The sequence below is a fragment of the Telluria sp. PB2R4 genome (genome assembly GCF_059685695.1).
This window is the reverse complement of the sequence record NZ_JCASIC010000010.1, coordinates 115,724-127,249: the sequence shown is the minus strand read 5'-3', so window position 1 is coordinate 127,249 and position 11,526 is coordinate 115,724. Positions and strand designations below refer to the sequence as shown.

The window sequence follows — 11,526 nt, the reverse complement described above, 5'->3', positions numbered from 1 at the left end:
GCGGATTGGCAAAAAAGGTGACGGACGCTAGAGCAGGCAATCGCTGCGCGCAAGCGGGCGTTTTATGCCAGAATTCGCGGTTTCTTCCGCTCTCGGACCTCGATCATGACAACCAACGACACCGCGCTCGTCCTCTTCAGCGGCGGCCAGGATTCCACCACCTGCCTCGCCTGGGCGCTGCAGCGCTATGCGCGCGTGGAGACGATCGGCTTCGACTACGGCCAGCGCCACGCCATCGAGCTGGAAGTGCGGCCGACGGTGCTCGCCAACATGCGGGGGCTGGACCCGGCCTGGGATGCGAAGCTGGGCGAGGACCACATGATCGACCTGTCCCTGATCGCGAAGATTTCGGATACCGCGTTGACCAGCAATGTGGCCATCGCGATGCAGGAAAACGGGCTGCCGAACACCTTCGTGCCGGGCCGGAACCTGCTGTTCATGACGGTGGCTGCCACCGTGGCCTACCGCCGCGGCCTGAACGTGCTGGTGGGCGGCATGTGCGAGACCGATTTCTCGGGCTACCCGGACTGCCGCGACGACAGCATGAAGGCACTGCAGGTGGCGCTCAACCTCGGCATGGCCACCCACCTGAAGGTCGAGACGCCGCTGATGTGGATCGACAAGGCCCAGACCTGGCAGCTGGCCCAGGCGTGCGGCGGCGAGGCGCTGGTGGACCTGATCCGCTTCGACACCCACACCTGCTACCTGGGCGAGCGCGGCGCGGCGCACCCGTGGGGACACGGCTGCGGCACCTGCCCGGCCTGCGCGCTGCGGGCGCGCGGCTACGCGCAGTACGTGGCTGGCAAGGCCGCCTGAGCGGCCGGGCATGGGGCAGCCGGCATCGCAGCTTCGCGCGACTGTTTACATGGTCGCGGGCGCGATTCTGCTCCACGGCAGCGTGATGGTGCTGAATGAAGTGTTCTTTCGCCGTGCCGAATTCTTGCAGGGCATTGGGTGGATCTACATCCCCGCCGGAACCCGGCTGCTGTGCGTGCTGTTGTTCGGCGGGGCCGGCGCGCTGGGCTTGCTGATTACCGGATGGTTCGCCTGCTACTGGTATTACTTTCCCGGAGACGTGGCGCGCGCCTGGGCCGGCACGATCGCCGGCGCCGGCGGCCCCTACCTGGTATATCTCCTCGCAAAGTGGAGACTCGGCCCGCGCATCTCCCTGCGCACCCTCGGCGCGGAGCGCTTGCTGGTATGCGCGATCGGCTGTGCGCTTGCCAGTCCGCTGCTCCACCATCTCTGGTTCCTGCTGCAGGACGACGGCAAGCCCCTGGGTTTCTTTGTGATGTTCGTGGGCGACCTGGCCGGGACCCTGATCGTGCTGCTGGCGGCCAGGCTCGCCGCCTTTACCCGGGAATCCGGGCTACCACCTTGATCTCGAACTGGAAGCCGTACAGCCAGGTCACCCCGACCACCGTGGCGTTGGGGTAGGGCGCCTCGCCCCAGTACGGCCGTGCCACTTCCCAGATGCGCTCGAAGGTCGATGCCGGGTCGACCAGGAACATGGTGACGTCGACCACGTCGGCGAAGCTGCAGCCGGCCGCCGCCAGCACGGCGTTCAGGTTCTCGAAAGCCTTTCGCACCTGCGCATCGAGTTCCGGTTCGGGCGAGCCGTCCTCGCGGCTGCCGACCTGGCCGGACACGAACAGCAGGTCGCCCGAGCGCACGGCCGGCGAATAGCGGTTTTTTTCATACAGGGCCTGGCGGCCGGCGGGGAAAACGACGTCACGAACGTTCATGTGCTGCTCCTTCATGGTGGGTAATGCGAGCAGCTTAGCGCCATCGATTGTTGCGATAAACATGAGAATCGCTGCAACACTGTTTGTATAATCCTGATAATCAGGAGGAGCTTACGGTGGACAGATTCGACGGCATGCGCGCCTTCGTGCGGGTGGTGGAAGCGGGGAGCTTCACGAAGGCGGCCGAGACGCTCGGCATGAACCGCACCACCGTTACCCAACTGGTGCAGCAGTTGGAAGCGCACCTGCGCCTCAAGCTGCTCAACCGGACCACGCGCAAGGTCAACGTCACGCTAGATGGCGCCGCCTATTACGAGCGCGTGGTGCGCCTGCTGGCCGACCTGGAAGACATCGAGAACAACCTGCCCGGCTCGGCGCCGGCGCCGCGCGGCCTGCTGCGGGTGGATGTGCCCAGTCCCTTCGCCAACATGATCCTGGTGCCGGCGCTGCCGGCCTTCCATGCGCGCTACCCGGAGATCCAGTTCGACCTGGGCGCAAGCGACCGCAAGGTCGACCTGATCGGCGAGAACGTCGACTGCGTGGTGCGCGGCGGCAGGATCACCGACGAATCGCTGGTGGCGCGCCACGTCGGCGACCTGCAGCTGGGCGTGTACGCGGCGCCGTCCTACCTTGCGCAGGCCGGCACGCCGGCGCATCCGCTCGAGTTGCACGATTCTCACCACCGTATCGTGCGCTACCGCTGGACCAACGGCCTGCCGTTCGCCATGCACCGCGGCGGCGCGACCGTCAAGATACAGGGGCGCTACGTGCTGGCGATCGACGACGGCAACGCCTACCTGACCGCAGGACTGGCCGGCATGGGTGTGCTGTGGCTGCCCGACTACATGGCCCGCGAACATGCGGCGAACGGCGCCCTGGTGCGCCTGTTCGCCGACTGGCGCATCGACCCGATGCCGCTCTACGTGGCGTATCCGCCCAACCGCTACCTCGGCAAGGGACTGCGCGTGTTCATCGACTGGATCGTGGAGCTGATGGCGCAGCACGCGCCGGTCGGCACGCATCGCGATTAATGTTGAGTTCTTGTACAGTCGGTGCATAATCAATGGCGACCCCAACAGTTATCCATGAGGACGATCATGGTCGCTCGACGCTCCGTACATGGGCGGCAGCAGGCCGGCCCGCTGTTCGCCGCCATCCTTGCAGCCTCATTGGCATCCATCCTCGCCGCCTGCGGTGGCGGTGGCGGCGGCGGTTCCCCGGCGGCGGCCCCGCCTCCGGTGGCCGTACCGCAGCCGCCCCCGGTCGCGGCGCTGCCGGGCAGCTACGCCGATCCGGTCCTCTACTCGGGCGCGGCCACGGCGTCGCTGGCGAGCGCGCAGGAGGGCGCTGCCAAGGTCCAGGCCAGCATCACGTTTGATGGCCGCCCGCTGGCCTACACCGCCACCGCCGGCCACCTGACGGCCACCGACCTGCTCACCGGCCAGCCGGCGGCCTCGTTCTTCTATGTTGCCTATACGGCCGGCACCCAGCCGGCGGCGCAGCGGCCGGTCACCTTCTTCTACAACGGCGGACCGGGTTCGGCGTCGATCTGGCTGCATCTCGGTTCCTTCGGGCCGCGCCGGCTGGCCACCAACTTCCCGTCCACCGAGCCGCCGGCCACCCCGGTGCAGCTGGTCGACAACCAGGAGACCCTGCTCGACCATTCCGACCTGGTGTTCGTGGACGCCATCGGCACCGGCTATTCGCAGGCGATCGCGCCGCGCACCAATGCCCAGTTCTGGGGTGTCGACCAGGATGCGGCGGGCTTCCGCGACTTCGTGCGGCGCTATCTGGCCGTCAACAACCGCCAGGCCTCGCCGCTCTACCTGTTCGGCGAATCCTACGGCGCGCCGCGCACCGCCGTGCTGGCCAACCTGCTGGAGAGCGCCGGGGTGCGCGTGGCCGGCGTCATGCTGCAGTCGGCCGCCATGAACTACCACAGCAACTGCGGCATGTTCAATCCCGGCCAGGCCAGCTGCGAAGGCTACATCCCGAGTTATGCGGCGGTATCGCGCTACCACCAGAACGGCAGCCTGCCGGCCGACTTCTCGACGGTACTGCAGCAGGCGCGCGCGTTCGCCGCCGGCCCTTACCGCAGCGAGGTCGGCGCCTTCATCGCCACGGGCACGCCGCCGAGCGACGCCACCGTGGCGCAGCTGGCCGCCTGGACCGGCCTGCCGGCCCTGACCTGGCGCCAGGATTTCTCGATGGTGCCGGGCGCCTACCGCGCGCGCCTGCAGCCGGGGCAGGTGATCGGGCGCTACGATGCACGTGTGAAGGCGCCGGCCGGCAGTGCACTGGCGGCCGGCGGCGACCCCTCGCTGGCGGTGGTCGGCAGCGTCTTCAACAACAGCATCCGCCCCTACCTCGAGACCGAACTGCGCTACACCGCGGTCACGCCCTACCTGGGCTCCAACAACGTACTTAACGTCTGGAACTTCAGCCATGACGGCAAGACGCTGCCGGACACGATCCCCGACCTGGCCGCGGCCCTGACGCTCAACCCGGCGCTGAAGGTGCTTGCCATGAGCGGCTACCACGACCTGGCGACACCGTTCTACCAGACCGAACTCGACCTGGCGCGGCTGGGCCCTGGTGCCGGCATCCAGATCCGCAATTACGACAGCGGGCACATGAGCTACCTCGACGACCGCGTGCGCCGCCTCCAGAAGGCCGACCTGCGCGCCTTCTACAACAGCGTATCGGTGGCACAATGAAGACCATGACTCCGTTTATCCTTTTTGTGGCCATGGCGGGTTCCGCTGCCGTGCAGGCACAAGACCAGGCGCCGATCGGCGTCGACGGCCAGCTGCCGCCGGCATTGCGCAACCGTCCCGCCGAAGCACCGCCGGCCGCGGGCGCGGCGTTGCGCGCGCAGGCGCTGGCCAAGCTCGAGGCGCAATTCCGGGCGGCGGACCTGGACAGCAACGGCAGCCTGACGGCCGAGGAGGCGAAACGCTTCGGTTTCGTGGCCAGGCATTTCGATGCCATCGACACCGGGCGCCGCGGCGCGGTCAGTTTCGACGAGCTGCGCGCCTATCTGGAGCGGATGAAGGCCGAGCGCCCGGCGCCTAAATAAGCCCGAGCGTCAAGCCTTTGAGCGTGGCGGCAGTGCGGGTCGAGCACGCGAGTTTTCGGAAAATGCTCTCGACATGGGTGCGCACGGTCGACGGGCTGATCTGCAGTTCGCGCGCGACTTCCTTGTTGCTTTCTCCCAGGCTGAGCCGGCGCAGCACTGCGGTCTCACGTTCCGACAACAGTTTCCGGTGTTGCTGCGCCGGTTTGGCGATCGCGGTTCCGACCCCGTCCGCAGCGGCCACCACGAGCTGCACGGCGCGGACGTCGAAACGGCCGGCTGCCGCGTCGGCGGCGAGCAGTTGCGCAGCTTCCGGCGCCGTGCAGGCGCCGCGCCAGGGACGCGGCATGCGCAGGGCTGCATACGCGGCCGCCGCGGCCAGGATCCGCTGCGGCGTGCCGAGCGATCCGGCGTCGAGGTCGCGGTAGTAGCCGCTGCCATCGAGCCTTTCGTAGACGTGGGATGCGAGCGTCGCCTCGGCGCGCAGGGAAGGAACCTTGACGCCGGCACGCGCCGTCCAGTATGGCACCAGGCGCACCTTCTCCCAGTCCGCCGTACCGAGCCTGCCGTTACGCTGCCAGACCGCATTCGGCACGGCCGCGCGGCCGATCCCATGGATCAGCGCGGCGCGCCCCAGGCAGCACTGCTCGGGAGCCTGCAAGCCCGCCAGCAGCGCGGCGCGTCCGGCCAGGTCCGCCACGCGGCGCGAGTAACCCAGCAGCCAGGGCAGTTTCAGCTCGATCATGTCGGCCACGATGGTCAGGGACACGCGTGGCGCCAGGGCCGGAAGCGCCGTCGCACAATGGGGCGTGTCGACCGCTTCCAGCCAGGCCCTGGCGTTCGCAGCCAGCAGGCCGACCAGGTCGGCCGGGTACTTGCGGCCGGCACGTGCGGTGATCATCCGCAGCGCTTCGTCCATGCCATGGGCACGTGTCAGGATGTCGAGGTCGCTCGCCAGGTTGGTGTAGTACACCAGCCGCGGAATCTGCGGATCGGCCAGGCGCTCCGGCATCCCGCCGCCGTCGAAGTGCTCCCACACGCGCCGCAGCCCGATGTCGACCTCGACCGGCAAGCCCATCGCCTGGGCGATCGCGCTCGAGACTTCGCAGTGGATGCGGGCGAGCGGCGCCACGCTGGTGAACGTCATGCGGGTGCCGGGCGGCAGGGTGTGGGTGAGCATCGCGTCCCTGCCGCCGACATCATCCCCCAGCAAGGTCGAGAAACCGCTCGCGTTGGCGGTGCAGCCCGACCAGCGCAGCAGCGTCACCAGGCGCACATGGGCGCAGGCCTCGGCTGGTGCGCCATCGGCCAGCGCGACGCGCTCGGCCAGCAGGGCGGCGCGCATCGACTGGTCGGTAGGCTGGCCCATGCTCAGGTCGCCCACCATGGCCAGCACCTGCACGGCTTCTTCGACGGTGACGGTATGATCGTGTTGCATCGTCAAACTGTAGAGCAGAAGCCGGTGCAGGGCAATACCGGCTTCCGTGTGTCAGATGCGGTAGCGCGCCTTGATGAGATCCGCCGCCCGCTCCCCGATGACCACGCATGGCGCCATCGTATTGCCCGTCGTGATGCGCGGCATGATCGAGGCATCCGCGACACGCAGGTTCTCGATGCCGTAGACCTGCAGCCCGGCGTCCACCACCGACATGGCATCGCGGCCCATCTTGGCGGTGCACGACTGGTGCCAATAGGTGACCGCGGCATTGCGCAGCCAGGCTTGCATCGCTTCGCGGCCAAGCTTGCCGGGCATGCTTTCGCCCTTGACCAGCCTGCGGAAGGCGCCGGCATTGCCCAGCGCGCGGCTCACTTCGATGCCTGCCAGGGCGGCCTTCATGTCGTCCGGATCGGACAGGGTGTTGGCGCGGATGATCATGGCGTCGCCTGCGGCCGGCCCCGACAACAGCAGCTCGCCCCGGCTCTTCGGGTGGGCCAGGCCGGCGAACATGGTCCAGCCATGCCGGGGCACGTTTGCGCGCGCCTCGTTTTCGGCACTCGGCACGGGGAATTCGACCTGGCATTGCAGCAGGTCGGGAGCATCCAGGCCGGGATCGCTCTTCCAGTACAGCTTCGCTTCCGACCCGCCGTTGCCGACCTGCTGGGGCTCGGCGTATTCCCAGATGCACCCAAAGGAGACGTGGTCCTGGTGGTTCTGGCCGACGCCCGGCAGGTGCTGGCGCACGGCGATGCCGTGGCGTTGCAGTTCCTTTTCGGGACCGATACCGGACTGCATCAGCACCTTGGGCGTATTCACGGCGCCCAGGGACAGGATCACTTCGCGGGTGCAGCCGAACCGGCGCAGGCGTCCGTCGAGGATGACCTCGACCCCGGTCACCTTGTTGCCCTCGAACGTGAGCCTGGATACCAGCGCGCCGGTGAGCACCGTCAGGTTCGGCTGCGCCATCCTCGGATAGGTGTAGGACCGGAACACCGACTGCCGCTTGCCGTCACGGATGCACAGGTCATTGAGCGCGGCGCCTCCGTCGCCTTCCATCATCGCCCCGTTCGGGCTGTCGAAAGTAGGGATGCCGAGCGAGCGGGCAGCGTCCAGCATCAGCGTCGCGGTCGGCTGGGGATCGCGCGCCGGGGCCACGTGGACCGGTCCGCCCTGGCCGCGCCGCTGCGGGTCTGCCGGGCCGTGCCAGTCTTCGATCCGGCGGTAGATTTCCAGCACGGATTCATAGTTCCAGGCGTCGTCGCCGGCTTGCTCGGCAAAGTAGTTCCAGTCGCTCTGATGCCCACGCGCCCACACCATCACGTTGATGCTGGACCCGCCGCCCAGGACCTTCCCCATGTTCATCGGGATGGACCGTCCGTTCAGGTGCGCGTTCGGCTCCGCAACGAAGCCCCAGTCGCGCTCCGTGCCGAGGTTGAGCGGCCACTGGGCCGGTTCGATGACGCTCGCGACCTCGTCGCTGCCGCCTGCCTCCAGCAGCAGGACGTGCACGCCGGGATGCTCGGCCAGCCTGGCCGCCACCACGGAGCCGGAAGAGCCGGCGCCGCAGACGATGAAGTCGTACTGGCTTTTCAGCGTGACGTATTGCGTGGCCTGGTTGCGGCGGACTGCTTCCGCGAATTCGTGTTCGGTTCGTAAAGTAGGGTTCATTGTCGGCTTCCTATTTCGTTGCGGCGACCGCGTCGAGGATCACCTTCGCGACTTCCGCATGGCGCGACTGCTGGGGCACGTGGCTGGCCGGCAGCTCGGTGGTCCTGGCATTGATCTTTTTCGCCATCGCGCGCTGCAGGCCCGGGTCGATCATGCGGTCGCGCGAGGCGACGATGAACCAGGAAGGCTTGGTGGCCCAGGCCGCGTGGGCGACCTTGTCGGCGAAGGCCTTGGCCTGGATCGGACCCTGGGTCGCGGTCATCACGGCTGCCTGCGCCGCCGGCACGTCCTGGGCGAAGTCTTCACGCATCGCCGCAACCGGCAGTGTCAGGAAACCTTCGGCGTCGGCGACGAAGCGCTTGCTGCCGGGCGCCGCGGGATAGCCTTCGCCGGTTTCCGCGGTCGACTTGCCGGCGTCGGGTGCGAAGGCGGCCACGTAAACCAGGCCGCCGACCTTGTCGTGCTGGCCCGCCTCGGTGATCACGGTACCGCCCCACGAGTGGCCTACCAGCACGACCTTGCCCGGCTGCGCGGCAATGGCGCGGCGGGTTGCGGCGACGTCGTCGGCCAGCGAGGTCAGCGGGTTCTGGACCGCCGTGACCTTGACCCCCTTGGCCTGCAACAGCGGGATGACCCTGGACCAGTCGGAACCATCCGCGAAGGCGCCGTGCACGATGACGACGGAAGGCTTGGCGCCGTCATTGACGGATGCGGCGCCGGCTTGCGGAACCAGGGTCGCGAAGGCGGCGGCGATGGCGAGCAGGCGCAGCGAAGTGTTGGTGGTGGTCATGGTGTTCTCCCTCTGGTGTGGTGGATGAGTGAATCCAGTGTAGGGAGGAGCTTGTCAAGGCGGTATCGGTCGAATAACCGATAGGCCGACGAGACGGCGAGTCAGGCCTGGCGTGCCAGCAGCGCCTCCACCGCATCCCGCTCCAGCGGTTTGCTGAACAAGAAGCCCTGGTACTCGTCGCACGCCATCTCGCGCAGCACCGCCAGCTGCGCTTCGGTCTCGACGCCCTCGGCCACCACCTGCAGCTTGAGGCCGCGCGCCAGGTTGACGATCGAGCGCGCGATCGCGGCGCTGTCCTCGTCGCGCCCGAGGTCGCGCACGAAGGCGCGGTCCACCTTCAGGCGCGACACCGGGAAGCGCTTCAGGTAGGCCAGGCTCGAATAGCCGGTGCCGAAATCGTCGATCGCCAGGAGCACGCCCAGCTTGCGGATCTCGTGCATGAGCCGGTCGACTTCCTGCTCGCGGCTCATCAGGGCGGTTTCGGTGATTTCCAGCTCGAGGCATCCTTCCGGCACCCGGTACTGGGCCAGGCAGCGCCGGATCGTGTCGAGCAGGGATTTCTGGTGGAACTGGCGCGGCGACAGGTTGACCGCCACCTTCACCGGTCGGCCGAACTGCGCAGCCCACAGTTCCATCTGGAGGCAGGCCTGTTCCAGCACCCAGGCGCCGATCGGGAGGATCAGGCCGGTGCGTTCGGCGATCGGCACGAAGTCCGCCGGCGAGACCACCCCCAGTTCCGGGCTGGTCCAGCGCAGCAGGGCCTCGAAGCCGACCACCCGCTGGTCTTCCACCGTCACCTTGGGCTGGTACACCAGGCGCAGCTCGCCGCGCTCGAGCGCCCGGCGCAGGTGCGCTTCGACGGTTAGGCGCTGGCCGAGTTCGATGTGCCTGCTGGTCGAGAAGAAGTGCACCGCTTCATCCATCTCGAAGCCGGCGCCGCTGGCCGCGCCCTGCGCGCTGCGGTAGAGCTCGTCCACGCCGCGGCCATCCTGCGGGTACAGGGCCACGCCCAGCACCGGGCTGAGGAAAAAGTCGCGTCCGTCCAGCTGCAAGGGAGCCGACATCGCCCGGTGCAGGGCGAGGGCGAAACGCTCCACCCTCTGGCGTCCGCCGCCGGCGTCGAGCACGAAGGAGAATTCGGCGCCGCGGATGCGCGCCGCCACGGCGCCTTCCCCATCCGCGGCGCAGGTATCGCGCAGCAGGTCCGCCACCTGGCGCAGTGCGCGGTCGCCGGCATCGTGGCCGAGCAGGTCGGCGATCTCGTGCAGGCGCTCGAGCACCAGCGCGACGACGGCCAGCCCGCGCTCGTCGGCTGCGGTCGACGACATGCGCGCTTCCAGCAGGCGCCGGAACTGGGCCTGGTTCGGCAAGCCGGTGACGGGGTCGAACTCGGCCAGCCAGGCCAGGCGCGCCTCGGCGCGTTCGCGCTCGGTGATGTCGGTGAGTACGTTGACCAGGTGGGCGGCGCCATCGTCGCCGGTCAGGCGCGAGGTCAGCTGGATCACGGTGCGGCTCTCGCCGCTGCCGTCGTGCATGGTGCCGGTGGCGTTCTGGGTGCCGCCGTGCGCCAGCACGGCGGCATACCGGCGCTCGCGTTCGGGGCTGGCGCCGTCCAGCACCGCGCTTTCGTCCAGGCCCGGCAGGCTCTCGCGCGGCCGGCCCACCAGGCGCGCAAAGGCGTCGTTGGCCAGCACGATGCGGCGCGCGCCGTCCAGCACCCAGATCGGGGCGCCCACCGCGTTCATGATCGAGGCCAGGTAGTCGAAGCTCTTGGCCAGGCGCGCTTCGCTGTTCGAGACCATGTCGATCAGGCTGTACTGGCGGCGTGCGTCGCGCGCCACGCGCCAGGCCAGCAGCGACAGCACGGCTGCCAGCAGCAGGTAGAAGGCCAGGGCGGTCCACAGCCGGCCGTACCAGGCCTCCAGCGCAACCTCGCGCGTCATGCCGGTGATGATCACCAGGTCGAAGCCTTCCACCAGGTCGAAGCCGTACAGGCCGGCCGCGCCGGTGAGCGGACTGGTTGCCGCAAAGGAGCCGCGGCTGGCGCGCGGCAGCTGTTCGCGGAACAGCGGCGTGTCCAGGAAGGAGCGGCCGATGCCGGCCGGGAAGCCGGGGCCGCGCACCAGCATCGTGCCGTCGCGGTGCAGCAGGGTGACCGAGCCGCCGGTGCCGAGTTCGACCAGGTTGTAGAGGCGCTCGAAGCGGACCGAGTCGACCTGCGCCACCACGCTGCCGATGCGCCGGCCGCCGCGGTCGAGCACCGGCTGCATGAAATTGAGAATGCCGCGTCCGGTGACGCGGTCGACGTCGCTGATCGTGATGCGGCGCGTCCCGGCCATGCCGGGCGGCGCGAGGGCGGGCAAGTCGCGCGCCTGCCCGCCCGGCAGGACGCTGCCGGCCATGCGCCCCTCGCTGTCGAACAGGACCACGCGCAGCAGGTAGGGATGGGCCAGGCCATCCAGTCCGTCGGCCAGGCCCGAGGAGGGAGAACCGCCTTCCACCAGCACCATGCGCGCGGCCTGCTGCGCGGCGCTCTCGATCGCCTGCGCCACGCCCGCCGTCTGGGCGGCGAAGGCGATGGCCACGTTGCGCAGGGTGATTTCGCGTTCGCGCAGCGCATCCTGGTAGCTCGCATACAGCATCGAGCCGGTGATCAGGCCGAGCGCCCCGATCAGCCCGGCCGTGACGATCACCAGCCGTGACAACGGGTAGGGCCGGATGATACGCACACGTGGCAGGGGAGGTACTTGCATGGCGCAGGGGCTCCAGGGTGGTCTGGTGCCGATTCTACCTGTTCCGCACGGAAAAA

General features: G+C 68.6%; 10 protein-coding genes. 5 read left to right on the top strand and 5 right to left on the bottom strand.

What is annotated here, in order from left to right; all coding sequences use genetic code 11:
• The first annotated feature begins 105 nt into the window (after positions 1-105).
• Positions 106-816 carry a 7-cyano-7-deazaguanine synthase QueC gene (gene queC / locus AC56LU_RS17050; RefSeq protein ID WP_497176806.1) on the top strand — a complete coding sequence of 237 codons (711 nt, stop codon included), beginning with the start codon at positions 106-108 and terminating at the stop codon, positions 814-816.
• Positions 817-826: 10 nt separating this feature from the next.
• Positions 827-1,381, top strand: a complete 555-nt coding sequence (locus AC56LU_RS17045) for a hypothetical protein (protein ID WP_497176805.1) — start codon at positions 827-829, stop codon at positions 1,379-1,381.
• Here the strand turns inward: AC56LU_RS17045 and AC56LU_RS17040 are convergent.
• Complete coding sequence (locus AC56LU_RS17040) at positions 1,353-1,745, bottom strand: RidA family protein (protein ID WP_497176804.1); 393 nt, start codon at positions 1,743-1,745, stop codon at positions 1,353-1,355. The two genes, AC56LU_RS17045 and AC56LU_RS17040, sit on opposite strands and share 29 nt — an antisense overlap.
• Before the next feature lie 116 nt (positions 1,746-1,861).
• Here AC56LU_RS17040 and AC56LU_RS17035 point away from each other — a divergent pair, with 116 nt between their 5' ends.
• The 3 genes from AC56LU_RS17035 (at position 1,862) to AC56LU_RS17025 (ending at position 4,824) form a co-directional block, all read left to right on the top strand.
• Entirely contained in the window at positions 1,862-2,776 is a 915-nt protein-coding gene (locus tag AC56LU_RS17035) for a LysR family transcriptional regulator (protein ID WP_497176803.1), read from the top strand.
• A 66-nt stretch (positions 2,777-2,842) separates the two neighbouring features.
• Entirely contained in the window at positions 2,843-4,462 is a 1,620-nt protein-coding gene (locus AC56LU_RS17030; protein ID WP_497176802.1) for a S10 family peptidase, read from the top strand.
• Positions 4,463-4,467: 5 nt separating this feature from the next.
• Entirely contained in the window at positions 4,468-4,824 is a 357-nt protein-coding gene (locus AC56LU_RS17025; RefSeq protein ID WP_497176801.1) for an EF-hand domain-containing protein, read from the top strand.
• Here the strand turns inward: AC56LU_RS17025 and AC56LU_RS17020 are convergent.
• From AC56LU_RS17020 to AC56LU_RS17005, 4 genes are all read right to left on the bottom strand, one after another.
• Positions 4,817-6,259, bottom strand: a complete 1,443-nt coding sequence (locus AC56LU_RS17020; RefSeq protein ID WP_497176800.1) for an HD domain-containing phosphohydrolase — start codon at positions 6,257-6,259, stop codon at positions 4,817-4,819. The two genes, AC56LU_RS17025 and AC56LU_RS17020, sit on opposite strands and share 8 nt — an antisense overlap.
• 51 nt (positions 6,260-6,310) lie before the next feature.
• Positions 6,311-7,927, bottom strand: a complete 1,617-nt coding sequence (locus tag AC56LU_RS17015) for a GMC family oxidoreductase (protein ID WP_497176799.1) — start codon at positions 7,925-7,927, stop codon at positions 6,311-6,313.
• A 10-nt stretch (positions 7,928-7,937) separates the two neighbouring features.
• Entirely contained in the window at positions 7,938-8,717 is a 780-nt protein-coding gene (locus AC56LU_RS17010) for an alpha/beta fold hydrolase (protein WP_497176798.1), read from the bottom strand.
• A 101-nt stretch (positions 8,718-8,818) separates the two neighbouring features.
• Entirely contained in the window at positions 8,819-11,470 is a 2,652-nt protein-coding gene (locus AC56LU_RS17005; RefSeq protein ID WP_497176797.1) for a bifunctional diguanylate cyclase/phosphodiesterase, read from the bottom strand.
• Positions 11,471-11,526: the final 56 nt, after the last annotated feature.